This window comes from Salinicola acroporae, from assembly GCF_003206615.1.
GTDB lineage: Bacteria > Pseudomonadota > Gammaproteobacteria > Pseudomonadales > Halomonadaceae > Salinicola > Salinicola acroporae.
The window spans coordinates 169900-192971 of sequence record NZ_PZJW01000004.1 but is presented as its reverse complement, the minus strand read 5'-3'; the positions used below and the strand labels follow the sequence as shown (position 1 = coordinate 192971).

The following is a 23072-nucleotide window of genomic DNA, read 5'->3' as shown; positions in this document are numbered from 1 at the left end:
CCGTGTAACCTGTCTGCGCGCATCTCGTCAGCCCACCAGCAGGAAGACGAGCAGCAGCGTCGCTCCCAGCACCATCGATACGGCATAGTGACGCATCAGGCCCGTCTGCGTCGTGCGCAGCCCCTGATGGGAAGCCCGGGCCAGCCACGGCAGAATGTTGCACAGCGAGTTGATCCAGTCGCCCCGGTTGACCCGGACCACACCCTGGTAGGGACGCACGAACAGCCAGTCGTAGAGCGCGTCGAAGCCCCAGGCGTTGTGCCAGAACGTCCACAGCCGGGCGCCGCGCGGGTCCGCCATGCCACGGCGAATCAGATCGCGTCGGCGCTTGAACAGCCAGCCCGCGATCAGTACGCCGCCGACGGCCACGATCATGGCGGTGAATTCGAGGATATGGACTCCCAGGCCCTCGGCCACCGGACCGGGTGGCAGCACCTCGTCCAGCGGCGGGGTCAGCTGCGCGCCGATGGCCGTCGACATCACGATCAGCACCACCAGCGGTATGCCATGCACCAGCCCCTTGCCAGCGTGGGCACTGCGGGCGTTGTCGCTCTTGGGCTTGCCGTGGAAGGTACCGAGGATCAGGCGAACGGTATAGATCGATGTCAGCAGCGCGCCGAGCAGCCCGGCGAGCATCAGCACGCCATGGCCGGAAGCGAGTGCCGAGACGAGGATGGCATCCTTGCTGTAGAAGCCCGCCGTCACCAGCGGCAGGGCCGCCAGCGCCGCCCCGCCGACGATGAACCCGGCGTAGGTCAGTGGCAGCTTGCGCCACAGCCCACCGAGACGGCGCATGTCCTGCTCGTGATGGGTGCAGATGATCACCGAGCCGGCGGAGAGGAACAGCAGCGCCTTGAAGAAGGCGTGGATCATCAGATGGAAGATCGCCGCATCGAACGCGCCGACGCCCAGCGCCAGGAACATGTAGCCGATCTGGCTCATGGTCGAGTAGGCGAGCACCCGCTTGATGTCGGTCTGCGCCAGCGCCGCGAAGCCTGCCACCAGCAGGGTCAGCGCACCGACCACCCCTACCAGCAGCAGTACGTCCGGCGCCATCAGGAAGATGCCGTTCATCCGCGCGATCAGGTAGACACCCGCCGTGACCATGGTCGCCGCGTGGATCAATGCCGACACCGGCGTCGGGCCCGCCATGGCGTCCGCCAGCCAGGTGTGCAGCGGCAGCTGTGCCGACTTGCCCACCGCGCCACCGAGCAGCATCAGCGCCGCGAGCTGCGGCATCAGACCGCCCTCGGCCCAGATCTCCGGTGCCCGCGCCAACAGCGTCTGCAGGTTGAGCGAGCCGAGCTCGAGGTAGAGCAGGAACATGCCGATGGCGAGGAAGACATCGCCGGTACGGGTGATGACGAACGCCTTGAACGCCGCCCAGCCGTTGGCCGGCGTGCGGTAGTAGTAGCCGATCAACAGGTAGCTGCAGAGCCCCACCCCTTCCCAGCCGAAGTAGAGCAGCAGCAGGTTGTCCCCCAGCACCAGCAGGATCATGCTGAACACGAACAGGTTCATGTGACAGAAGAAGCGGGTCACGCCATCCTCGCCACGCATGTACCAGGCCGCGAACAGGTGGATGAAGAAACCGACGCCGGTAATCACGCCGAGCAGGGTCAGCGACAGGCCATCCAGCATCAACCCCACGGTCGGCTGGAAATCGCCCACGCTGATCCAGTGCCACAGGGTCAACGTCTGCGCCGACTTGCCCTGGTCGTAGAAATCGATGCCGACCCACAGCGTGCACAGTGCCGCCAGGCCGATGGAGGCGACGCCGACGGTCGCGCTGGCTCGCTCGGAGAGACGCCCGTACGACAGCGCCAGGATCAGCGATCCCAGTAAAGGAAAGACGAACGTGAGTGTCAGCAAGACATCGTGAAAAGTGGTCATCCGCGCAACCTGCTAGCCGCATCGATATCGAGAGTCTTGAAGCGCCGGTAGAGCTGCATCAGCAGCGCCAGACCCACGCTCGCCTCTGCCGCCGCCAAGGTGATGATCATCAGGAACATGACCTGACCATCGGCCTGCTGCCAGTGGGTCCCGCCGACAATGAACGCCAGGCCGGCGGCGTTCATCATGATCTCCAGGCTCATCAGCACGAACAGCATGTTGCGCCGCGTCATTAGTCCTGCCAGCCCCAGCACGAACAGAATCGCCGCCAGCCACAGGCCGTGCTCTACCGGAATGCCCGTCATGCCTTGCCCTCCTGCGCATCGCGACGCGCCTCGCGAGTGGGGTTCGATGTCTCGCTGGTCGACGCCTGGTCGTTCAGCTCACGCTGGCGCTCGCGGGCGAGGTCGGCTTCATCGTGCGCTTCACTGCGCCCCAGGTGAGACGCCGCCACCAGCGCCGCCAGCAACAGCATTGCCGCCAGTTCGACGATCACCAGATAGGGGCCGAACAGCGATATGCCGACCATCTTGGCCGTCAGCGTCTCGCCGCTGATGGTGCCGTCATAGTCGCCGCTGGCCAGCGTCACCACCATCACGACCAGCAGGACCGCCGTCAGGATCGCCGGGCCCATCCACGCTCTGGGCTGGAGCCAGGCCCGCTCCTGTTCCACCGCCGACTCGCCCAAGTTGAGCATCATTACCACGAACACGAACAGCACCATGATCGCGCCGGCATAGACGATGATCTCCAGCGCCCCGGCGAAGGGGGCGCCGAGGGCGAAGAACACCATCGCCACCGCGATCAGCGACACGATCAGATAGAGCAGCGCATGGACCGGATGGGTGCCTGTCACCACGCGGAGGGTGGCGAGAATCGCGACCAGGCCACTCAAGTAAAACGCGATTTGCATATCTCTCTCCCTGCTCTGGTCAGCACACCACCCCCGACACGACCTGGAATCCGTTGACGGTCTCGCGGGCCAGAGCCAAGGCCAGGCCCGCGCCCTTCGGGCCAGCGCAATTGCCGCCTCCACGTGGGTCGCGAGGCGAAAGCATTCGAGGAGAGGACCTGGCTCGCGTGCGAGTTCACCTGGGGGTAAATGCGCACGCCGAAAGTGTTTCCAGCCAAGTTCGGCCGACGCGCGGCGGATCGTAGACGGATTCTCATGGCATCAACGACTTGACGTCGATGGGTTCGGCCTCGTTCTGCGCCTCGCCCTTGTCCTTGCCGGCAATCGACAGGCCGGCCACGCGATAGAAGTTGGTGTTGTGGTCCTTGCCCGGGCCATCGATCAGCAGGTCCTGCTTCTCGTAGACGAGCTCCTGTCTTCGGAACTCGCTCATCTCGAAGTCCGGCGTCAACTGGATCGCCGAGGTCGGGCACGCCTCCTCGCACATCCCGCAGAAGATGCAGCGCGAGAAGTTGATGCGAAAGAATTCCGGATACCAGCGGCCATCCTCCTTCTCACCCTTCTGCAACGAGATGCACGCCACCGGACAGGCCACCGCGCACAGGTTGCAGGCCACGCAGCGCTCCTCGCCGTCCGGGTCGCGGGTCAGCACGATTCGCCCGCGATAGCGCGGCGGCAGGTAGACCTGCTCCTCCGGATACTGCAGCGTCTCGCGCTTGCGCCAGGCGTGCGAAAACACCATCCACAGCGTGCGCAGTTGCGTGCCGGTGCCGGACACGATCTTCCGGATCTGACTCAGCATGGTCGCTCTCCCTTACACGCCCGGGTCGATGAGCAGAATCATCGCCCCGGTGATCAATAGATTGACGAGTGTCAGCGGTAGACACACCTTCCAGCCGAAGCTCATCACCTTGTCGTAGCGCGGCCGCGGCAACGCCGCCCGCAGCAGCACGAACAGGATGACGAAGAACACCGTCTTGAGCAGGAACCAGACGATCGGCGGCAGCAGCGGCCCATGCCAGCCGCCAAAGAACAGCGTCACCAGCAGCGCCGAGATCAGCACGATGCCGATGTACTCGCCGACGAAGAACATGCCCCATTTCATCCCGGAATATTCGATGTGGTAGCCGTCGGCCAACTCCTGCTCCGCCTCCGGCTGGTCGAATGGATGGCGGTGGGTCACCGCGATACCGGCGATGATGAAGGTGCAGAAGCCGAAGAACTGCGGCACGATGAACCAGACGTTCTCCTGGGCGTTGACGATGTCGCGCATGTTGAACGAGCCGGTCATGGCGACGATGCCCATGACCGCCAGGCCCATGAAGACCTCGTAGGAGAGCGTCTGGGCGGAGGCACGCAGGGCACCGAGGAGCGCATACTTGTTGCTGCTGGCCCAGCCGGCGAACAGCACCGCATAAACGTTGATACCGGCCATGGCGAAGAAGAACAGGATGCCGATGTTGAGATCCGCCACCCCCCAGCCGGGCGTGATCGGGATCACCATGAACGACAGCAGCAGCGAAGCCATGGCGATCGCCGGCGCCAGCACGAAGAAGGTACGGTCGGCGAACGGCGGGATCCAGTCTTCCTTGAAGAAGATCTTGAGCATGTCGGCGGCGATCTGCAGCAGCCCGAAAGGCCCGACCCGGTTGGGGCCGTAGCGATCCTGCCATAGCGCCAGCAGGCGCCGCTCGATCATGCTCAACAGCGCCCCGGAAACGACCACGACCAGCAGAATGACCACGGCCTGAACCATGGCGATCAACGTCGCCTCGACTTGCGGCGTCCACCAGCTCATGGGCGCGCCTCCCCGGCTGGCGCCTGGCTATCGTGCTCCGCTTTCGCGACCTGTCCCCAGCGCAGGACACTTGGCGTCAGCCCTCCGGTGACTTCCTCGATCGCGCCGCTGGGCAGGCCGACCAGCCCCGGCGGCAGGCCCTTGCTCAGGCGCGCCGTCAGGGTGAAGACGGTGTCGCCAACCGAGATCGTCACCCGCTCCCCGGCTGCGAGGCCGAGCCGAGCCGCATCGGTGTCATTCAACGTCGCCTGTGGCGGCGCCATGCGCTCGCGGATCGGTTCGGCACGGCGCGACATCTCGTCGCCGCCGAACAGCTGGGGCAGATCGATCACCTGCCAGTGGCCCTCGCGCGGTTCGAACGCGTCGGGGATCTCGCTGCAATAGTCGCCACCGGCGGCGGCCGCGGTGAACAGTCGCTTGCCTGGATCGCCGGCGCGCAGATGACCGCCGACCTCGTCCTGGAACTTGTTCCAGGCCTGCGGGGAGTTCCAGCCCGGCGCCCAGGCGAAGGCGACCTCTCGGCGCGGCTCGCGATAGCCGGCATAGCCTTCCATCGAAAAGGCGAACGGCGTATCGAGGTCCACCGGCGCTCGCGGCTCGTTGACGTTGAGATTGGCACGCATGGCAGTACGGCCACTGTAGCGGTGGGGCTCGCGGGCCAGCTTCAGGCCGTGGATGCGAAACATCGCCTCCGGCGTGTTCTGGTGCAGCGGCGCCAAGGCGGGAGCATCCTCGGCAACGGCCTGGGTCAGGTCGTCGAGCAGGATGGTCTCCATCGGCTGGCGCTCCAGCGTGGCGTGAAGCGCATGCAGCCAGCGCCAGCTCTCGCGAATCCGGGTATCCGGGCGCAGGTAGCTGGGGTCGAAGACCTGGTAGAACCGCTGGGCACGACCTTCGAGGCTGACCAGGGTGCCGTCGCTCTCGGCGAAGGTGCCTGCCGGCAAGCCGACGTCGGCGCGCTCCCAGGTCGGCGTACGCTGGTGGTCGATCACCACCAGCGCACTGGCCCGGTCCAGCGCGGCGTCGACCTTCGCCGCCGGCAGCCGCACATAGAGATCGTTCTCCAGGATCACCACACCATCGGCGTCACCCTGCTCAAGCTGGGCCATCGCCCAATCGAGGGATTCGCCACCCAGCAACCCGAGCCCGACGCTATTGGCCTCGCGGCGAACGAGGGTCAGGCCGGCGTCCGGACGCTGGCGCCGTCCGAGCGCCCGAGCGATGTTGCCGGCCGCTTCCAGGATCGCCATCGAACCCAGCGACTCGCCGGCGATGACCAGCGGCTTCTCCGCCGCCAGCAAGGCATCGGCGATGCGCTCGGCCAGTCGCGACGTCTCTTCGTCGAGGCCGTCGACGACCGGCGCGGTGGAATCGAGGGCGTGCGCCACGGCGAACCCGAGCCGAGCGATATCATCAGGCGCGAGTCGCCCGGCATGGGCGGCGATGCCGTCGAGCTTGGTCGCGTCCGGCGTGGCCAGGAACAGCGGATGGCCGGCATCCTGGGCGACGGTCTTGACCGCTTCGGCGTTCCACTCGGGGATGCCGCGCTCGGCGCCCAGCTCGGTGCCCTTGCCACGCACCGCCTGGCGCACCGACAACGCGACACGGGCGGCGCTCTGGATGAGGTCTTCACCGAGCACCAGGATCGCGTCGCACTGTTCGATCTCGCGCAGGCTCGGCGTGGCCAGCCCAGCCTCGCGGTTGAGTGCTTCCATCCGCCGGATCCGCGCCAGCTCTCCGGCCTCGATACCGGTGGAGAAGTTGGCCGCGCCGACCAACTGACGCAGCCGATGGTTGCTCTCCAGGCTGGCCCGGGGTGAGCCGATGCCGATGATCCGCTTGGCGCCACGCAGGCGATCCGCGGCAAGATCGAGCGCCTCGTCGATTTCCATTGCCCGAGCTTCACCACCGCTCTCCCGGCACTCGGGGCGTGTCGGCCGATCCTTGCGGTTGACGTATCCGTAGCCGAACCGCCCGCGGTCGCAGAGAAAATAGCCGTTGACGTCGCCGTTGTAGCGGTTCTCGATCCGGCGAATGTCGCCGTAGCGCTCGCCGGGGCTGATGTTGCAGCCGCTGGCGCACTGGTGGCAGATGCTCGGCGCAAACTGCAGGTCCCACTTGCGGGTGTAGTGAGCCGAGTGGGTCTGGTCGGTGAACACGCCGGTCGGACAGACCTCGGTCAGGTTGCCGGAAAACTCGCTCTCCAGCGTGCCGTCGGTGACGCGGCCGAAGTAGACGTTGTCGTGGGCGCCGAAGGCCCCCAGGTCCTCGCCACCGGCGTAGTCCTGGTAGAAGCGCGTGCAGCGATAGCAGGTAATGCAGCGGTTCATCTCATGGGCGATGAACGGCCCCAGGTTCTGGTTGCGATGGGTGCGCTTGCGGAAACGGTAACGTCGCCGGTCATGACCGGTCATCACCGTCATGTCCTGCAGGTGGCAGTGGCCCCCTTCCTCGCAGACCGGGCAATCATGAGGATGATTGACCATCAGGAACTCGATCACCGTCTCGCGGAAGGCCTTGGCCTCCTCGTCGGCGATGGAGATGTAGGCGTCGTCCTTGACCGGCGCCATGCACGACATCACCAGCATGCCGCGGTCGTCGTCGGCGTCCTTGTACTGCTTCACCGCGCACTGGCGGCACGCGCCGACGCTGCCCATCGCCGGATGCCAGCAGAAATAGGGAATATCCAGTCCCAGCGAAAGGCAGGCGTGGAGCAGGTTGTCGCTGTCTTCGACTTCGTAGTCGCTGCCGTCGACGTGAATAGTGGCCATGGCGTCGAACTCCTCCTACACGCTGCCGACCGGGATCGGGTCCGCGTGCGCTTCACCCTTGGGTCGGGTGATGCCGCGCTCGAACTCGTCACGGAAATAGTGGATCGCGGATGCCAGCGGCATCGCCGCCCCCGGCGCATGCGCGCAGAAGGTCTTGCCCGGCCCCAGGTCGCGGGCCATCTGCTCGAGCAGCTCGATATCGCCGCCCTCGCCCTCGCCAGCCTCCAGCGCCCGCAGCAGCTTGACGCTCCACGGCAGGCCGTCGCGGCACGGCGTGCACCAGCCGCAGGACTCACGGGCGAAGAACTCCTCCAGGTTGCGGGTCAGCGAGACCATGCTCTGGTTGTCGGCAACCACGGTCAGCAGCCCCGTTCCCATGCGGCTGCCGGTCTTGCCGATGGTGTCGAAATCGAGCGCCAGCTCCAGGTGTTCGGGCAGCAGGAAGCCGGTACTGCCACCGCCGGGTAGCCAACTCTTGAGGGTCAGGCCGTCACGCATGCCGCCGGCGAGCTCGAGGATCCGGCTGCCGGTGGTACCCATGGGCAGCTCCCACAGCCCGGGATTGTTGACCTTGCCGGAGACGCCGTAGAGCTTGGTGCCACCGTCGCGGCTGAGATCGCCGGAGAGCGCCTGGAACCAGTCGGCGCCGTGATTGACGATGCCCGGCACGTTGCACAGCGTCTCGACGTTGTTGACCACCGTCGGCAGCCCCCAGGCGCCGGACTGGCCGGGGAACGGCGGTTTGGCTCGCGGATTGGCACGCTTGCCCTCGAGCGAGTTGATCAGCGCGGTCTCTTCCCCGCAGATATAGCGCCCGGCACCGGTGTGCAGGGCGATATCGAAGTCCCAGCCGCTGCCGCGCACATCACTGCCCAGCCAGCCATCGGCGCGGGCGTCGGCCAGGGCACGCTGGATCGAGGCGGCGGCCAGGTGGTACTCGCCGCGCAGGAAGATGTAGCCCTGTTTCGAGCGGTTGGCGTAACCGGCCAGGATCATGCCCTCGATCAGCAGGTGCGGCTGCTGCTCCATCAACAGGCGATCCTTGAAGGTGCCCGGCTCCATCTCGTCGGCGTTGCAGACGATATAGCCACGCGGCACGTCGGCGCCCTTGGCGGTCAGGCTCCACTTCATGCCGGCGGAGAAACCCGCGCCGCCACGGCCGCGAAGATTGGCCCCCTTCACCTCCTCGGTCAGCGACTCGTAGGTGTACTGTTCCAGCGCCTTGGTGACCGCGGCATAGCCCTGGGTGTCGAGATACTCCTCGAGCAGCACCGGCGACTGGTCGTCGTGCAGGCGCCAGGTCAGCGGATGGGTCTCGGCGCGGCGTTCGCCGGCTGACTGCAGAATGCGACTCACGACTCGCCCTCCCGACTCAGGTTCTTGATCGTCATGCGTACGCCTCCAGCAGCCGGGGGATCTCGTCCGGGGTCACCGGTCCGTGCAGATCCTCGCCGATCAGAATCGTGGGCCCGCGATCGCAGGCGCCGAGACAGCAAACTGGCAGCAGCGTGAAGCGGCCATCTGCGGTGGTCTGGCCCATTTGGATACCGAGATGATCGATGAAGGCGTCGCGCAGGGCCTCGTAATCGGTCAGGAAACAGGAACTGCTGTCGCAGATCAGGATGACGTGACGGCCGACCGGCTGCCGGAAGATCAGGCTGTAGAAGGTCGCCACGCCCTCGACGTCGGCGACGCGAATGCCCAGCGTCTCGGCGATCGCCGGGATCGCGCCATCCGGCACGTGGCCGTGGCGCTTCTGCACGATCTTCAGCGCCTCGATGCTCGCCGCCTGCGGATAGGGATAGTGCGCCCGCTCCTCGAGAATCGCCGCACGGTCGGCGGGGTCGAGAACGAAGCCGTCGCTGGCGATAGTCGTCCCAATAGTCGCGGTAGTAGTCATGATGGCTGCCTCATCGGTCCACGTCGGCCATGACGAAGTCGATACTGCCCAGGTGCGCGATCAGATCCGGCACGAACCCGCCGCGCATGACGGCGGGGATCTGCTGCAGATGCGGAAAGCTGGGCGTGCGAATGCGTGTCCGGTAGCTCATGGTGCTGCCGTCGCTGGTCAGGTAGTAGCTGTTGATGCCCTTGGTCGCCTCGATCATCTGCATCGACTCGGCGGCCGGCAGCACCGGCCCCCACGAGACCTGCAGGAAGTGGGTGATCAGGGTCTCGATATGCTGCAGCATCTTCTCCCGCGGCGGCGGCGTGGTCAGCGGATGGTCCGCCTTGTAGTCGCCGGCGGGCATGTGATCGATGCACTGCTGGAGAATGCGCACGCTCTGGCGCATCTCCTCGATCCGCATCATGCCGCGGTCGAAGGCGTCACCGTTGACGGCGGTGGGCACCTCGAAATCGAAATTCTCGTAGCCGGAATAGGGGCGCTTCTTGCGCAGATCGAAGTCGAGCCCGGTGGCACGCAGGTTGGGGCCGGTGACGCCCCACTCCAGCGCCTGCCGGGTATCGAAAGCGGCAACGAAGCGAGTGCGATCGCGCACGATGGCGTTGTCCATCATCGCCTTCTCGTACTCGGCCAGGCGCTTGGGCATCCAGTCGACGAAGCCCTGCACCAGCTTGTCCCAGCCCTTGGGCAGATCATGGGCGGTGCCGCCGATGCGGTACCACGCCGGGTGCATGCGGAAACCGGTGATCGCCTCGATCACCTCGTAGGCCTTCTGGCGGTCGGTGAAGGTGAAGAACACCGGCGTCATGGCGCCCAGATCCTGTAGATAGGTCCCCAGGAACAGCAGGTGGCTGTTGATGCGGAACATCTCCGCCATCATCACCCGGATCGTCTTGGCGCGGTCGGTGACGGTGATCCCGGCCAACTTCTCCACCGCCAGCACGTAGGGCAGGTTGTTCATCACCCCGCCGGTGTAGTCGATACGATCGGTATAGGGGATGAAGCTGTGCCACGACTGACGCTCCGCCATCTTCTCGGCGCCGCGGTGGTGATAGCCGATGTCCGGCACGCAGTCGACCACCTCCTCGCCGTCGAGCTGCAGCACGATGCGGAACGCGCCATGGGCCGAGGGGTGGTTGGGCCCGAGGTTCAGGAACATGAACTCGGTCTCTTCCCCCTCGCGCTTCATGCCCCAGGCCGCGGGGTCGAAACGCAGCGCCTCCTGTTCGACCTCCTGCCCCTTCACCGTCAGCGTATAGGGGTCGAATTCGGTGGCGCGGGCGGAGTAGTCCTTGCGTAGCGGGTGACCGGTCCAGGTCGGCGGCATCATGATCCGGGTCAGATGCGGGTGGCCGCTGAAGTGGATGCCGAAGAGATCGAAGACCTCGCGCTCGTACCAGTTGGCATTGACGAAGATGTCGCTGATCGAGGGCAGCGCCAGATCCCGCTCGTGCAGTGCCACCTTGATCATCAGGTCGGCGTTCCGCTCCACCGACAGCAACTGGTAGAAAACGGTGAAATCGGATGGCGGCAACCCCCGGCGATGGGTCCGCAGGCGCTCGTCGACGGCGCTCAAATCGAAGAGCATCGAGAACGGACCGGTCACGCGCCGCAGAAAACCGAGTACATCGCGTAGTTGCTCGCGGGCCACCCAGATGACCGGCATGCCGGTCAGCGTCGCCTGCGGCGTAAAGGCGGCCTCGCCGAATTGGCGCGCCAGTTCGGCCATGACGTCGGGCTGACCGGCGTCATGGGAGGCGCTGGAAGTCGTCGCGCTCTCGTTGCGAGAATCATCGGCTGCGGTCATGGTCTGGCGGGCCCCCGGTGCAGAATCAATGGTCGAAAACGACCACAAGGATCAATGGCAGTAACGATCGACGTGGACGACCGGGCTAGATGCCATCGGGGGTGCGCAGCTCCTTGACCGCAATGCGTCCGTCGCGATGCTTTTCACGCTGCGATGGCATCTCGGCACGATAGACGCCCTGGTCCCCGACCACCCAGGAGAGCGGGCGACGCTCTTCCTGGATCGAGTCCTGCAGGAGCTGAAGACCTTGGAGAAACGCCTCGGGACGCGGCGGGCAGCCGGGCACATAGACATCCACGGGCAGGAACTTGTCGACCCCCTGAACCACCGAGTAGATGTCGTACATGCCGCCGGAGTTGGCGCAGGAGCCCATCGAGATGACCCACTTGGGCTCGAGCATCTGGTCGTAGAGCTGCTGGATGACAGGTGCCATCTTGATGAAGCAGGTGCCGGCAATGACCATAAAGTCGGCTTGCCGTGGCGAGGCGCGGATGACCTCGGCCCCGAAACGAGCGACGTCGTGGGGCGCGGTGAACGCCGTGGTCATCTCCACGTAACAGCAGGAGAGCCCGAAGTTGTAGGGCCACAATGAGTTCTTGCGCCCCCAGTTGACAGCCGAATGAAGCACGTCCTCGAGCTTGCCCATGAAGACGTTGCGATGAACCTGCTGTTTCATCGGATCATCGACGATCTCGCGCTCGCCGAGTGGGTAACGATCAGCCGAGGAATCGCCTCCCTCCGCACGGGTCAGGGTGTACTGCATAGTGGGCCTCAACAAACCTGATAGAAAAACGGTCGAGGAAGCGCAGATCAGTCACGGATGTCTGGCTCCCATCTTTATAATCTTGTTGATCGACACCGCAATCCCGTTTCACGAGTCGCGTCTCGAGGCAACGGGCGGTGTCAGCGTGCACGACGCTCGACTCCCGGCACGGCAGCCAGCTCGCGGGCACGCGACGCGTCTTCGCGCCCGCGCTTGCGCGGCGCCCAGTCGAGCGCGCCGACGCGAGCATCGTAGACCAGGCCTGCCAGAAGAATAAGGATGAATACCGCCGCCCCGGCGAATCCCGTCCAGCCCACCTCGCGCACGGAGACGGCCCAGCCGAACAGGTAGACGGCTTCGATGTCGAAGATGACGAACAGCATGGCAACGAGGTAGAACTTGACCGAGAACCGCTGACGCGCGGATCCGGCGCCAACGATGCCGGACTCGAACGGCAGGGACTTGCTACGTCCATGACTCTTGCCACCGAGCAGGCTGGCAGCGCCGATCATCAATCCACAAAGCGCCACCACGGCAACCACGAAAAGACCGGTGGCCCAGTAGCTGGCAATCCATGCGGAGACCGGATCGGACATGCCTTCCCTCTCAGACGTGATGGAACCCGAACATGGTGGATATCGAATCAAACTGACAGGTTCGTAAGTTTACGAGTTTACACGATGACGACTGGGTAACAAGTCTGCTAATTAGTCCTATTGCAGCCCGTCGGTAAATCTGGCGGGCCGCTATCGGACCATCGTCTTCGCCACTCTGATCTTCGATCCACCTTATCGCCATTGGGCAATGACAGCATCTTGTCTTAGGCTAGACGCTTTCCCGCTGCTTGCAATGTCCACACATGGTTTCTCGCTCGATTCCCAATGCCTTGACGATCGCCGGGTCCGACCCGTCCGGTGGCGCCGGACTGCAGGCCGACATCAAGACGTTCTCGGCCCTCGGCGTCTATGCCACCAACGTGATTACCGCCGTGATAGCGCAGAATACGCGAGGCGTGGTGGCGGTGGAGCCGGTATCGTTAGAGCTGATCCGCACGCAACTGGACAATCTGCTCGACGACGTCGAGATCGACACGGTCAAGATCGGCATGGTTGCGAGCCGCGAGGTGGCGCAAACGATTGCCGCGGCGCTGACGCGACGCCGGCCGCGCTGGATCGTGCTCGACCCGGTGATGGTCGCCAAGAGCGGCGACCGACTGGTGGACGACGAGGGGCTGCGCGCCGTGCGCGACATCCTGGTCCCGCTGGCCGACGTGATCACGCCCAATCTCCCCGAGGCTGCGGCCCTGCTCGGGACCGAGTTGCCGCGAGACCTTGCTGCCATGGAGGCGATGGTGGGCGACCTCGCGGCACTGGGGGCCCCTTACGGCCTGCTAAAGGGGGGCCATTTACCGCTGGATCGCTGCCCGGACCTGCTGTGGGTGCCGAACGCCACGCGCTGGCTGGATGCGCCACGGCTGCGGACGCGTAACCTCCATGGCGCGGGCTGCGCGCTCTCATCGGCGATCGCGGCCCACCTGGCGCACTTGCCGCTCACCCACCCCGACGTCGAACAGGCCATCGGCGCCGCCAAGCAGTGGCTTCTACAGGCCCTGGAGGCCAGCGACCGACTCACTGTGGGACAGGGCAAGGGGCCACCACACCACTTTCACGCCTGGTGGTAGACAACGAGCCGCGAAGATCAGGGTGTTGCCGTTGAGCGAGAAATGCCAGCGTCGCAGGCATTTCTCGCCCGAAGCCCTTAGCTCAATCGTCCGGGTCGAGAACCGCCTTCAGGAAGGCCTTGGTACGCTCCTCCTTCGGGGCGGTGAAGATCTCCTCCGGTTTGCCCTGTTCCTTGATCCGCCCCTTGTCGAAGAAGCAGATACGGTCGGAGACCTGGCGCGCGAAATGCATCTCGTGGGTCACCAGCAGCATGGTCAGGTCGTGCTCGTCGGCCAGCGTCCGGATGACGTTCAACACCTCCCCCACCAGCTCCGGATCCAGCGCAGAGGTCGGCTCGTCGAACAGCATGATCTTGGGCCGCATTGCCAGCGCCCGGGCAATGCCCACCCGCTGCTGCTGGCCACCGGAGAGCTGGTGAGGATACTTGCTGGCTTGGTCGGTCAATCCCACCATCTCCAGCAGCTCCATGCCGCGCTGCTTCGCTTCGGCCTTGCTGACGCCTAGCACCTGGACCGGCGCCTCGGTCAAGTTGCGCAGCACCGTCATATGCGGGAACAGATTGAACTGCTGGAATACCATGCCCAGGTGGCTTCGCATCTGGCGCAGGTGTTGCTCGCCAGCCGGCTCGAGTGATTCACCCTTGCGCTGGTGCCAAAGTGGCTCGCCGCCGACATAGACGACACCGCCGTTGATCTCCTCCAGCGTCATCAGGATGCGCAGTACCGTCGACTTGCCCGAGCCGGAGGGGCCGATGATCGTCACTTTCTCGCCTCGCTGGACCTCGAAATCGAGCTCGTCGAGAACCACATGATCGCCGAAGCGCTTGACGACCTTGTCGAATCTGATGATGGGGTCGCGATTGTCGGTGGCGTCGTTCATTTGAGGGAGAGGCCTCGCTTGGGCAGATGGGTATCCAGGTAGCGCACGCCGAAGGAGGCGATGATCGTCATCACCAGATAGAGGCCGCCAACCATGGAGAGCGGGATCAGGTAGCCACCGGTGCGATCGCCGATGATCTTGGCCACGCCGAGCATCTCCAGCACGGTCACGACCGACAGCACGGGCACATCCTTCATGATCGAGACCAGGTAGTTGCCCAGCGCGGGAATGATACGCGGGATCGCCTGCGGCAGGATGATGTGGGTAAAGGTCCTGGCGGACGCCAGGTTGAGCGCGCGAGCCGCCTCGCGCTGCCCCTTGGCCACCGCCTCCAGGCCAGCACGGTAGACCTCCGAGGTATAGGCGCTGTATTGCACGCCCAGCGCCAGCGCACCGGTCAGAAATGCCGGCAGCGTCAACCCGAACTCGGGCAGCACGTAGAACAGGAAGAACAGCTGGATCAGCAGCGGGGTGTCGCGAATGAACTCGGTCACCAGCTTGGCCGGCCAGCGGATGAAGCGGGTCGGCGCGCTTTTCAGCGCCGCCAGCACCAGCCCCAGGATCAGGGCGATGAAGAAGCCGACCACGGTGGCCTGCAGCGTCACCACCAGACCGTGCAGCAAAATCGGGAAGATCGAGACCGCAAAGGCCCACTGGCTGCTGGTATCCCACTCGATGCCGAAAAACATGCGTTATCTCCCCGCCGCGCGCCAGCGGCCAACGTAGCGTTCCAGCAGCTTCATGCAGGCCGTGAGCACCAGCGCCATGCCGAAGTACATGAACAGGACCAGGGTATAGACGGTCACGCTGTCCTGGGTGAAATTACGGATCTGCTCGGCCCGAAAGGCCATGTCGCCCAGAGAGATAAGCGATACCAGCGCCGTATCCTTGAGGTTCTGGACCGCGAGGTTGCCGAAGGTCGGCATCATCTCCGGAATCGCCTGCGGCAGGGTGATGCGCCACAGTCGCTTGCGCCCGGTGAAATTGAGCGCGGTCGCCGCTTCATACTGCTCCTTGGGTACCGCCTGCACGGCGCCGCGGACCACTTCGGCGCCATAGGCACCGATATTCAGCGCCAGCGCGACGACCCCTGCCACCACCGGCGGAAAACGCAGGTCGAGCCCGATCGCCTGCCCCATGATGGGTAGCGCGAAGTAGATCCAGAACAGTTGGACCAACAGGGAAGTGCCGCGGAAGATCTCGATATAGGCAACGCTGATCCCCTTTACCAGGGGGTTGTGGGACAGCTTGCCGAGACCGAACAGGAAGGCACAGAGAGCTCCCAGGATCGTCGAGTAGACCGTGAGCTGCACGGTCACCCACGCACCCTGGGAGAGAGGGGCGAGATAGCTCGTCCATTCCATCGGGAAGACCCCGCAGTCGCTGACGAAGGGCCCCGGCAATACCGGGACCGTCAATCACGGCACGCATGCCCGCTCGAAGACGACCTCAGCGGACATGCGCAGTCATATCGCGTTCAGAAACTGGCTGAATTCACGAATCCGCGGTGCAGAGTTCTTCCGTGGTGTGATGGCTCGAACCATCGACATCGGCCTGGCTGAAACCGTAGCCCATCAGAGCTTCGCGCCATGCGTCCGTCTGCTTGTACTTCTCCAACGCCTGGTTGACCGCATCGCGCAACTCGGTGTTGTCGCTGTTGAACGCGAACGCGCCCCAGCTTCGCACTTCCTCGCCATCGATGACCGGATCCTTGAAATCACCGGCGGACTCGACGTCGCCACTCTTGTCGGCCAGCTCGCTGACCGTCAGGCTGGTGGCGGCGTAGGCATCTGCGCGGCCGGTCGATACGGTCGAGATCGCATCGGCGTTGCTGGAGATGGTGACCATGTTGTCCTGCGGCACGCCGAGCGCCTGCAGCATGTCGAGCTGGTCGGCACCCGCCATGATGGCGACCTTGGCATCACCGTCGACGAAGTCACTGAAGGCGTGCAGATCCTTCGGATTGCCCTCCTTGACCAGCAGCCCTTCCCCGTAGGATGAGTTCGGCTCGGAGTAGATCACCTGCTGGCAGCGATCCGGCAGCACTGCCATCTCGGCCGCGGCGATGTCGAAGCGATTGGCCTGCAGGCCGGGGATCAGCGAGCTGAAGTTGGTGGTGACCCACTCGATGTCGTCGACACCCATCTCGTTCATGATATGACGGATGACGTCGGGCCCCGCGCCCTTGGCCTCCCCGCTCATGTCCATGTAGCCGTAGGGAATTTCGTTGGCCACGGCAATCTTGACCGAGCCGGAGTCCTTGATCTCCTGAAGTGAAGCAGCCTGCGCGACCCCGACGGCCAGGCAGGAAAGCACGGAACCGGCAATCAGTGTCGTGACGCCTTTATTGATGTTGTATCGCATCGTTCAGATTCTCCGTCTGCAAGATTCAGACCCGCATTGGCGGGTCACCCTCGACTCGAGTTCTCGATGATGGGCGCGTGACCGCTTGTCATCACGCCCAGGCCGGCGAGGCCTTGGTATAATTGTCATGATCTACGACCCACAAACCAGGACAATTCTTAAAAGTTTGGTCCGCTTGGATAGTAGCACCACCCCAGCAGCGGGCGTCAAAGCCTTTATTGACTCATGACAATAGCACTCCCGTAGCCTCCCCGGCTGGGGATTCGGCCCCGTTTTTTCGCTGCCGGCAATGGTCAGAGCGCCAGATTTCGCCCGTCTCAGGCTATCATCGCTCCCTCGAGACGCCAGTAACATAAACATACGTTCTAGTAGCGTCCGTTTTCAATAACGCTTTGCTTGCTATTGATCTCGATCATTCCATTGTCGGTCCGGCGTGCTAACCTTTCGCCCATCTTTTCACCCCGGTTTTCAAAGGGATGCCAAGCTGCGATGCGAGCTCTGATTCAACGGGTCAGCCAGGCGTCGGTAAGCGTCGAGGGCGAGATCGTGGGAGGTATCGGTACGGGGTTGCTGGCACTCGTCGGGGTCGCGGCGACCGATGACCGAGCCCGAGCCGATCGCCTGCTGCACAAGCTGCTGCACTACCGCGTGTTCGCCGACGACACTGGCCGCATGAACCGCAACCTGCAGCAGATCGATGGCGGCTTGCTGTTGGTGTCCCAGTTCACGCTGGTGGCAGCGACCGACAAGGGCCTGCGCCCGAGCTTCTCCAGCGCCGCCCCGCCGGCACACGGGCAGGCGATGTTCGACTATCTGGTGGCCCAGGCCTTCCAGGCATGGCCGAGAGTCGAGACAGGCCGGTTCGGCGCCGAGATGCAGGTGACTCTGACCAATGACGGTCCAGTGACATTCATGCTGGAGACATAGGGGCTTCGACGATTCGGCTGACAATGGCGGTCGCCCGGCTCGGCGCCGCCTCACACGACAGGGAACGCGGCACACGCCGTGAGCGAAAAAGAAAGGAATCTGACCATGACCATACCCCTTGCCATCATCACCGGCGGCGCCCAAGGCATCGGACGCGCCACGGTGGAACTGCTGCTGAACGAAGGCTGGCGGGTTGCCGCCATGGATCGCGACGCCGAGGCCGTGGCGGAACTCGACGAGGCGCATCCCGCGTCGACACTTCTGTCCATGGCCGTCGACATCAGTGACGAGCTGCAGGTCAAGGAAGCGTTTCACCACCTCACCCATTGGCAGCGGGAGAACGACCAGTCCACGGGAGTGGATCTGCTGGTCAACAATGCTGGGCTGGCCGACCCGGTCTGCGGGCCGATCGAGGCGCTGTCGCTGGCGGACTGGCGGTTATGGCAGGAGAGCCATTTGACCGGCGCCTTCCTGTGCACTCGCGCCGCCGTCCCCGGCCTGCGCCAGCGCCATGGCGCCATCGTCAATATCGCCTCGACCCGAGCGCTGCAGTCGGAGCCCCATTGCGAATCCTACGCGGCCGCCAAGGGCGGACTGCTCTCCATGACCCACGCATTGGCCGTCAGCCTGGGCCCGGATATCCGCGTCAACGCGATCTGCCCGGGCTGGATCGAGACCGGGCCGTGGCAGAAAAACGGTCGCCAGACGCAGGCGGACCACCGCGATATCGATCGCGACCAGCATCCGGTGGGTCGCGTCGGCGAACCGGCCGATGTCGCCGCCACGGTGGCTTTTCTCGCCAGCGACAAGGCGGGCTTCATCACCGGCCAGCACATCAGCGTCGATGGCGGGATGACCAAGAAGATGATCTACGCCGAGTGAGCCGGACGGCAAGCTATTGCGCTCGGCCATGCGGCGTTGGAAATTCGCTCAAAATACTCATTTGCAAAAGCAAACTCCGTCTTTTCGCGAATTTCCGCCTTGCTTGGCCATCGCTCATAACGCTTGCCGAACCGCTCACCATTTAACAAAACCTCCCGACAAGCACTTATCCCGGAGGGGTGGCGTCATGCCTTGGGATGCCACTTGCCGTCGTCGCCCTTGGCGTACTTGGCTTCGACGGCCTTCCACGCCACGGCGTGGGCGACCTCCTCGCGGGAGCTGTCGCCCCGCCGGTCCTCGGGATTCTTGTACGCTTCCCAGGCGTTGTTGAACGCCTCCTGGTAGATCGTGCGGGCGTGCGGCGGCAGCACCTTGCGCGCGCTGTCGGGGATATCGTCGCGGGAATCGTAAGGCATGGACTCTCTCCTTGAGTACGAGATTCCTGCTCAGTGTAGACGCTCGGGACAGGCGTCAAGAGCGGCTCAGGATTCCGCCTGAATGAGCTCCGCCTCCAGCGCTTCCAGCGCCTCTTCCGCCGCCATCCACTCGCTCTCGAGCGCCTCGACCTCGGCCTGACGTTCGCCCTGCTCACGCACCAGCTTTGCCAGCTCCTCCTTGCGCCCGGCGTCATAGATGGCCGGATCGGCCAGCCGCGCATCCAGTGCCGACAGCGCCGCCTGTGCCTTGTCGAGCCGCTTCTCCGCCGCGTCGCGCTGCTTGCGCAGCGGCTTCATCTTCTCACGCCGTTCGGCGGCCGCCCGACGCACCGCCTTGCGATCGCCGCCCTCCGCCGGCCGCTTCTCCTGACGCGCCTCCTGCTTCAGATCGCGTCGGCGTTCCGTCTCGCGGGACTTGAGCCACTGATGATAGTCGTCGAGATCGCCGTCGAAGGGGTCGACCCGACCATCCACGACACGCCAGAAGGTGTCGACGCTGGCCCGCAGCAGATGGCGATCGTGGGATACGATGATCACCGCGCCTTCGTACTCCGCCAGCGCCTCGGCCAGCGCCTCGCGCATGTCCAGATCGAGATGGTTGGTCGGCTCGTCCAGCAGCAGCAGGTTGGGCTTCTCCCACGCCACCAACGACAGCGCCAGTCGCGCCTTCTCCCCGCCGGAGAAGCGCGAGACGTCGCCGAACACGTCATCGCCACGGAAACCGAAACCGCCCAGGAAGTTGCGTATCGAGAGATCGCTGGCCGTCGGCGAGAGCCGCTGCACGTGCATGAACGGCGTGGCGGTCACATCCAGATGCTCGAGCTGATGCTGGGCGTAGTAGCCCACCACCAGGTTGTCACCCGGCACGCGCGAGCCAGCGAGTGGTGGCAGGTCACCGATCAGGGTCTTGATCAGCGTCGACTTGCCGGCCCCATTGGGCCCCAGCAGACCAATGCGTTCACCGGGCAGGATCGAGACCTTCACCTCATCGAGGATCGTGCGGTCGGGATAGCCCAGCGCCGCCTGGTCCAGCGACAGCAGCGGCGAGGAGGTCTTGTCCGCGCAGGGTAGTCGAAAGCGAAACGGTGAATCGGCGCGGGCGGCAGCGATGCTCTCCATTCGCTCGAGCATCTTCAGACGGCTCTGGGCCTGGCGCGCCTTGGTCGCCTTGGCCCGGAAGCGCTCGACGAAGCCCTCGATCTCGGCGCGCCGGGCCTGCTGTTTCTCGAATGCCGCCTGCTGCTGGGCCAGCCGCTCGGCGCGGGCGCGCTCGAAGGCGCTGTAATGGCCGCGATAGAGCATCAGCTGCGCCTGGTCGATATGCAGGATGTGATCGCAGACCGCGTCGAGAAAATCACGGTCGTGGGAGATCAGCATCAGTGTGCCGGGATAACGGGTCAGCCACTGCTCGAGCCACAGCAGTGCATCCAGGTCCAGGTGGTTGGTCGGCTCGTCGAGCAGCAGGATCTCCGAGGGAGTGAATAGGGTCCGGGCCAGCCCCACCCGCATCCGCCAGCCACCGGAGAACGCCGCCAGCGGACGATAGAGGTCCGCCTGCGCGAACCCCAGGCCGGCCAGCAGTTGCTCGGCCCGGGACCGGGCGGTATAGCCGTCGAGCGCCTCGATCTGGCCATGCAGCGATGCCTCGCGCTGCGCGTCGCCACTGGCCTGCGCCTCGGCCAGCGCCGCTTCCGTCTCGCGCAGGGTCACGTCGCCGTCGAGCACGAATTCCACCAGCGGCCGCTCGATCGCCGAGACTTCCTGCGCCATATGGGCGATGCGTTTGCCACCGGCAATATCGACGCTGCCGGCATCCGCGCCCAGCTCTCCCCGGATCAGTGCAAACAGGCTCGATTTGCCGGCGCCGTTGGCACCGACAATGCCGACCTTCTGGCCTTCGTGCAGCACCAGGTCGGCACCCTCGAACAGCCGGCGGGTGCCGCGTTGCAGGGCGAGTTGGCGAAATGCGATCATGCCGGGCTCCAGGGCGCGTCGAATGGGCGCTCATTCTACCAGCCATCCGCCACCGGTATGGAGTGCCATGCCCGTCGACGATCTGTCCGATTCGCTCTGGGCCTACGCCCTGGACCGCTACGCCCGCCCCGGCGTCGAAGCCGAATGCCTGAGGCTTCAGGATGAACATGGCTGGGATATCTGTGAACTGCTGTGGGTCGCCTGGCTGAGCGAACGCCGGCTGCGCCCCGATCCCGAAGCCGGTCAGGCCCTGGCCACAGCGAGACACTGGCGACACACGATGACCGTGCCGTTGCGCAGTCGCCGCCGGGAGCTGAAGGCCGAGGTTTCGCGCCACCCCCGACTGGAGCCGCTGCGCCAGACCCTCAAGCAGGCGGAGCTGCAGGCCGAGCGAGAAATGCTCACGCGACTGGCCGCCTTGCCCGCCCTCGCCGCCGCCACGGATGCGGCTCTCGAACAGGCGCTGGACAGTTGCCGAACGCTGCGCGAGATCCCGCCCGAGGATTACCCGCCGTTACGCCATCTGATGGCACGCTGGATAATCGACGCCCCGGATGCGGAACCAAAAGCCACCTGTTAGAGTCACATCACGACTATCCACCGGTGTTTGAGGCTTCTTTCGCATACTGGCCAGCATCGGTTTCATTCCTGACCCAAGGAGTTTGCATGAAACGTTTGGTAACCGCCGTCGCCCTCGGCAGCATCATGACCATGCCGTTGACGGCCCTCGCCCAGGACAAGGTCGACCTCGACAGCGATCAGGCGAAGCTCAGCTACAGCATCGGTGCCACACTCGGTCAGGGCCTGTCCAAGGACATCAAGGATCTCGACGTCGATGCGTTCGCGGCAGCGATCAAGGATGTCTATGGCGATGACGACCTGCAGATGAGCCAGGATGAGATCAGCACCACCCTGACCCAGTATCAGCAGAAGAAAGTGGCCGAACAGAAGGCCGAGCAGAAGAAAGTCGCCGACGAGAATCGCAAGAAGAGCGAAGCCTTCCTCGCGGAAAATGCCAAGAAGGATGGGGTGAAGACCACGGATTCCGGATTGCAGTACCAGGTTCTCGAATCCGGTGACGGCGAATCCCCGAGCGCCGACGACACCGTGCGTGTCAACTACGAGGGCACCCTGCCCGACGGTACCGTCTTCGACAGCTCCTACAAGCGCGGCGAGCCGATCTCGTTCAAGGTCGACCAGGTCATTCCGGGCTGGCAGGAAGCGCTGACGATGATGCACGTCGGCGATACCTGGGAAATCACTGTCCCCTCCGACCTGGCCTACGGCCCGGCCGGCACCGGCGGCCCCATCGGCCCCAACCAGGCCCTGCAGTTCAAGGTCGAACTGCTCGCGATCAATCCCGACGATGCCGCCGATACAGGCAGCAGCGACGACGGGGACAACGACGACAGCTAAACGCTCCCCCACCCGTCTTCACCGACGCCGGCCCCACAGGCCGGCGTCGGTGCTTACAGGCAGCGCTGGTCTTCCCGCCCCATCGTCAAGCCGCCCGGCTGCTGGCTGTCGAAATCGAACCAGCTCCCTTTCAGGCCGTGATCGCTAAGCACGACCACCTGGGCCCGCCAGGCATCCACATGCGCGCTGCAGAGCCCCAGATTCCCCTCTCCGACGAACAGCCCATTTCCCTTCGACTGCAACGTGAGACGGCGTGACTGCACGTTCATGTCGCGACCGATGAACTGGACCGTCACCGACTTCGGCGACCGGCCCTGAACACGGGCCTCGAATGTCAGCGTACCGCTCTCGTCATGCGCTTCCTGCAGCGCGAACGCCACCGACGAGTCGACCCCCAGGCTGGCGTGACACCCGCCGTTCAGCAATACGCAACCCTGGGCCGGCGGATACCAGGTCACATCGCGGATCGACTCCCGCAGATAGTAGTAATCAAGCAGATACCAGAGCGCGATGACGATCGTCATCAGGGTGACCCCGATCAGCAGATTGAGCACGCGAGGTCGGGTGGTTTCCTCTTCGTAGGCAGCCATGGACTTTCAGAGACTCCAAGCGTTGGGCATTAGTCGATAGACTGGCCTTCACCGGCGCTACACATCACCG

23 protein-coding genes are annotated in these 23072 nt (G+C 64.6%); 5 read left to right on the top strand and 18 right to left on the bottom strand.

Going from position 1 to position 23072, the window contains the following annotated elements:
• Nucleotides 1-27: 27 nt before the first annotated feature.
• From nuoL to ndhC, 11 genes are all read right to left on the bottom strand, one after another.
• The gene (gene nuoL, locus DOM54_RS06395) at nt 28-1893 is read right to left on the bottom strand and encodes an NADH-quinone oxidoreductase subunit L (protein WP_110715536.1); all 1866 of its coding nucleotides are present in this window, start codon (nt 1891-1893) and stop codon (nt 28-30) included.
• Nucleotides 1890-2198: an NADH-quinone oxidoreductase subunit NuoK gene (gene nuoK, locus DOM54_RS06390; protein WP_110597770.1), complete on the bottom strand. Its 309-nt coding sequence runs from the start codon at nt 2196-2198 to the stop codon at nt 1890-1892. The genes nuoL and nuoK overlap by 4 nt, the downstream gene beginning before the upstream one ends.
• Nucleotides 2195-2806 (bottom strand): NADH-quinone oxidoreductase subunit J, encoded by a 612-nt coding sequence (gene nuoJ, locus DOM54_RS06385; protein ID WP_110707130.1) that lies wholly within the window; start codon nt 2804-2806, stop codon nt 2195-2197. Before nuoJ ends, nuoK begins: the two co-directional genes overlap by 4 nt.
• Before the next feature lie 253 nt (nt 2807-3059).
• Nucleotides 3060-3608 carry an NADH-quinone oxidoreductase subunit NuoI gene (gene nuoI / locus DOM54_RS06380; RefSeq protein ID WP_110707131.1) on the bottom strand — a complete coding sequence of 183 codons (549 nt, stop codon included), beginning with the start codon at nt 3606-3608 and terminating at the stop codon, nt 3060-3062.
• A gap of 12 nt (nt 3609-3620) precedes the next feature.
• Nucleotides 3621-4604, bottom strand: coding sequence for an NADH-quinone oxidoreductase subunit NuoH (gene nuoH / locus DOM54_RS06375; protein ID WP_110715535.1), 984 nt, complete (start codon nt 4602-4604; stop codon nt 3621-3623).
• A complete protein-coding gene (nuoG, locus tag DOM54_RS06370) occupies nt 4601-7375 on the bottom strand; it encodes an NADH-quinone oxidoreductase subunit NuoG (RefSeq protein ID WP_110715534.1) in 2775 nt (924 codons plus the stop codon). Before nuoG ends, nuoH begins: the two co-directional genes overlap by 4 nt.
• Nucleotides 7376-7390: 15 nt before the next feature.
• On the bottom strand, nt 7391-8731 hold the full coding sequence (gene nuoF, locus DOM54_RS06365) for an NADH-quinone oxidoreductase subunit NuoF (protein WP_110715533.1): 1341 nt from the start codon (nt 8729-8731) through the stop codon (nt 7391-7393).
• Between the two features lie 31 nt (nt 8732-8762).
• On the bottom strand, nt 8763-9275 hold the full coding sequence (gene nuoE, locus DOM54_RS06360) for an NADH-quinone oxidoreductase subunit NuoE (RefSeq protein WP_110707135.1): 513 nt from the start codon (nt 9273-9275) through the stop codon (nt 8763-8765).
• A 10-nt stretch (nt 9276-9285) separates the two neighbouring features.
• Nucleotides 9286-11088, bottom strand: a complete 1803-nt coding sequence (nuoC, locus tag DOM54_RS06355) for an NADH-quinone oxidoreductase subunit C/D (protein WP_110715532.1) — start codon at nt 11086-11088, stop codon at nt 9286-9288.
• A gap of 85 nt (nt 11089-11173) precedes the next feature.
• Entirely contained in the window at nt 11174-11851 is a 678-nt protein-coding gene (locus DOM54_RS06350) for a NuoB/complex I 20 kDa subunit family protein (RefSeq protein ID WP_110715531.1), read from the bottom strand.
• Nucleotides 11852-11991: 140 nt separating this feature from the next.
• Nucleotides 11992-12447, bottom strand: a complete 456-nt coding sequence (gene ndhC / locus DOM54_RS06345; RefSeq protein WP_110715530.1) for an NADH-quinone oxidoreductase subunit A — start codon at nt 12445-12447, stop codon at nt 11992-11994.
• A gap of 263 nt (nt 12448-12710) precedes the next feature.
• On the opposite strand from ndhC, the gene thiD reads away from it, so the two are divergent.
• Nucleotides 12711-13532 (top strand): bifunctional hydroxymethylpyrimidine kinase/phosphomethylpyrimidine kinase, encoded by an 822-nt coding sequence (gene thiD / locus DOM54_RS06340; protein WP_110715529.1) that lies wholly within the window; start codon nt 12711-12713, stop codon nt 13530-13532.
• 82 nt (nt 13533-13614) lie between these two features.
• Here thiD and ehuA read toward each other — a convergent pair whose 3' ends face one another.
• The 4 genes from ehuA to ehuB all read right to left on the bottom strand — a co-directional run bounded on the left by ehuA (nt 13615) and on the right by ehuB (nt 16776).
• Nucleotides 13615-14412: an ectoine/hydroxyectoine ABC transporter ATP-binding protein EhuA gene (ehuA, locus tag DOM54_RS06335; RefSeq protein WP_110715528.1), complete on the bottom strand. Its 798-nt coding sequence runs from the start codon at nt 14410-14412 to the stop codon at nt 13615-13617.
• On the bottom strand, nt 14409-15101 hold the full coding sequence (ehuD, locus tag DOM54_RS06330; RefSeq protein WP_110597782.1) for an ectoine/hydroxyectoine ABC transporter permease subunit EhuD: 693 nt from the start codon (nt 15099-15101) through the stop codon (nt 14409-14411). Before ehuD ends, ehuA begins: the two co-directional genes overlap by 4 nt.
• Before the next feature lie 3 nt (nt 15102-15104).
• A complete protein-coding gene (gene ehuC / locus DOM54_RS06325) occupies nt 15105-15776 on the bottom strand; it encodes an ectoine/hydroxyectoine ABC transporter permease subunit EhuC (protein WP_110715527.1) in 672 nt (223 codons plus the stop codon).
• Nucleotides 15777-15906: 130 nt separating this feature from the next.
• The gene (ehuB, locus tag DOM54_RS06320) at nt 15907-16776 is read right to left on the bottom strand and encodes an ectoine/hydroxyectoine ABC transporter substrate-binding protein EhuB (RefSeq protein ID WP_110715526.1); all 870 of its coding nucleotides are present in this window, start codon (nt 16774-16776) and stop codon (nt 15907-15909) included.
• Between the two features lie 489 nt (nt 16777-17265).
• On the opposite strand from ehuB, the gene dtd reads away from it, so the two are divergent.
• Both dtd and DOM54_RS06310 read left to right on the top strand, forming a co-directional pair.
• Nucleotides 17266-17703: a D-aminoacyl-tRNA deacylase gene (gene dtd / locus DOM54_RS06315; RefSeq protein WP_110715525.1), complete on the top strand. Its 438-nt coding sequence runs from the start codon at nt 17266-17268 to the stop codon at nt 17701-17703.
• A gap of 105 nt (nt 17704-17808) precedes the next feature.
• Nucleotides 17809-18585: an SDR family oxidoreductase gene (locus tag DOM54_RS06310; protein ID WP_110715524.1), complete on the top strand. Its 777-nt coding sequence runs from the start codon at nt 17809-17811 to the stop codon at nt 18583-18585.
• A 185-nt stretch (nt 18586-18770) separates the two neighbouring features.
• On the opposite strand, the gene chaB is transcribed toward DOM54_RS06310, so the two are convergent.
• Nucleotides 18771-19001, bottom strand: coding sequence for a putative cation transport regulator ChaB (gene chaB / locus DOM54_RS06305; RefSeq protein ID WP_110715523.1), 231 nt, complete (start codon nt 18999-19001; stop codon nt 18771-18773).
• Nucleotides 19002-19067: 66 nt separating this feature from the next.
• Nucleotides 19068-20996, bottom strand: a complete 1929-nt coding sequence (locus DOM54_RS06300) for an ABC-F family ATP-binding cassette domain-containing protein (RefSeq protein ID WP_110715522.1) — start codon at nt 20994-20996, stop codon at nt 19068-19070.
• A 67-nt stretch (nt 20997-21063) separates the two neighbouring features.
• Here DOM54_RS06300 and DOM54_RS06295 point away from each other — a divergent pair, with 67 nt between their 5' ends.
• Together DOM54_RS06295 and DOM54_RS06290 are read left to right on the top strand one after the other, a co-directional pair.
• Nucleotides 21064-21576 carry a TIGR02444 family protein gene (locus DOM54_RS06295; protein WP_162619776.1) on the top strand — a complete coding sequence of 171 codons (513 nt, stop codon included), beginning with the start codon at nt 21064-21066 and terminating at the stop codon, nt 21574-21576.
• Between the two features lie 86 nt (nt 21577-21662).
• Nucleotides 21663-22412 (top strand): BamJ family beta-barrel-assembly machinery protein, encoded by a 750-nt coding sequence (locus DOM54_RS06290; RefSeq protein ID WP_110715521.1) that lies wholly within the window; start codon nt 21663-21665, stop codon nt 22410-22412.
• Between the two features lie 53 nt (nt 22413-22465).
• Here the strand turns inward: DOM54_RS06290 and DOM54_RS06285 are convergent, their stop codons facing one another.
• On the bottom strand, nt 22466-23002 hold the full coding sequence (locus DOM54_RS06285) for a hypothetical protein (protein ID WP_110715520.1): 537 nt from the start codon (nt 23000-23002) through the stop codon (nt 22466-22468).
• Nucleotides 23003-23072 lie beyond the last annotated feature (70 nt).

Coding starts and splice junctions, on each gene's coding strand:
- nuoL (WP_110715536.1), bottom strand. CDS start 1,893: ATGACCACTTTTCACGATGTCTTGCTGACACTCACGTTCGTCTTTCCT.
- nuoK (WP_110597770.1), bottom strand. CDS start 2,198: ATGACGGGCATTCCGGTAGAGCACGGCCTGTGGCTGGCGGCGATTCTG.
- nuoJ (WP_110707130.1), bottom strand. CDS start 2,806: ATGCAAATCGCGTTTTACTTGAGTGGCCTGGTCGCGATTCTCGCCACC.
- nuoI (WP_110707131.1), bottom strand. CDS start 3,608: ATGCTGAGTCAGATCCGGAAGATCGTGTCCGGCACCGGCACGCAACTG.
- nuoH (WP_110715535.1), bottom strand. CDS start 4,604: ATGAGCTGGTGGACGCCGCAAGTCGAGGCGACGTTGATCGCCATGGTT.
- nuoG (WP_110715534.1), bottom strand. CDS start 7,375: ATGGCCACTATTCACGTCGACGGCAGCGACTACGAAGTCGAAGACAGC.
- nuoE (WP_110707135.1), bottom strand. CDS start 9,275: ATGACTACTACCGCGACTATTGGGACGACTATCGCCAGCGACGGCTTC.
- nuoC (WP_110715532.1), bottom strand. CDS start 11,088: ATGACCGCAGCCGATGATTCTCGCAACGAGAGCGCGACGACTTCCAGC.
- DOM54_RS06350 (WP_110715531.1), bottom strand. CDS start 11,851: ATGCAGTACACCCTGACCCGTGCGGAGGGAGGCGATTCCTCGGCTGAT.
- ndhC (WP_110715530.1), bottom strand. CDS start 12,447: ATGTCCGATCCGGTCTCCGCATGGATTGCCAGCTACTGGGCCACCGGT.
- thiD (WP_110715529.1), top strand. CDS start 12,711: ATGGTTTCTCGCTCGATTCCCAATGCCTTGACGATCGCCGGGTCCGAC.
- ehuA (WP_110715528.1), bottom strand. CDS start 14,412: ATGAACGACGCCACCGACAATCGCGACCCCATCATCAGATTCGACAAG.
- ehuD (WP_110597782.1), bottom strand. CDS start 15,101: ATGTTTTTCGGCATCGAGTGGGATACCAGCAGCCAGTGGGCCTTTGCG.
- ehuC (WP_110715527.1), bottom strand. CDS start 15,776: ATGGAATGGACGAGCTATCTCGCCCCTCTCTCCCAGGGTGCGTGGGTG.
- ehuB (WP_110715526.1), bottom strand. CDS start 16,776: ATGCGATACAACATCAATAAAGGCGTCACGACACTGATTGCCGGTTCC.
- dtd (WP_110715525.1), top strand. CDS start 17,266: ATGCGAGCTCTGATTCAACGGGTCAGCCAGGCGTCGGTAAGCGTCGAG.
- DOM54_RS06310 (WP_110715524.1), top strand. CDS start 17,809: ATGACCATACCCCTTGCCATCATCACCGGCGGCGCCCAAGGCATCGGA.
- chaB (WP_110715523.1), bottom strand. CDS start 19,001: ATGCCTTACGATTCCCGCGACGATATCCCCGACAGCGCGCGCAAGGTG.
- DOM54_RS06300 (WP_110715522.1), bottom strand. CDS start 20,996: ATGATCGCATTTCGCCAACTCGCCCTGCAACGCGGCACCCGCCGGCTG.
- DOM54_RS06295 (WP_162619776.1), top strand. CDS start 21,064: ATGCCCGTCGACGATCTGTCCGATTCGCTCTGGGCCTACGCCCTGGAC.
- DOM54_RS06290 (WP_110715521.1), top strand. CDS start 21,663: ATGAAACGTTTGGTAACCGCCGTCGCCCTCGGCAGCATCATGACCATG.
- DOM54_RS06285 (WP_110715520.1), bottom strand. CDS start 23,002: ATGGCTGCCTACGAAGAGGAAACCACCCGACCTCGCGTGCTCAATCTG.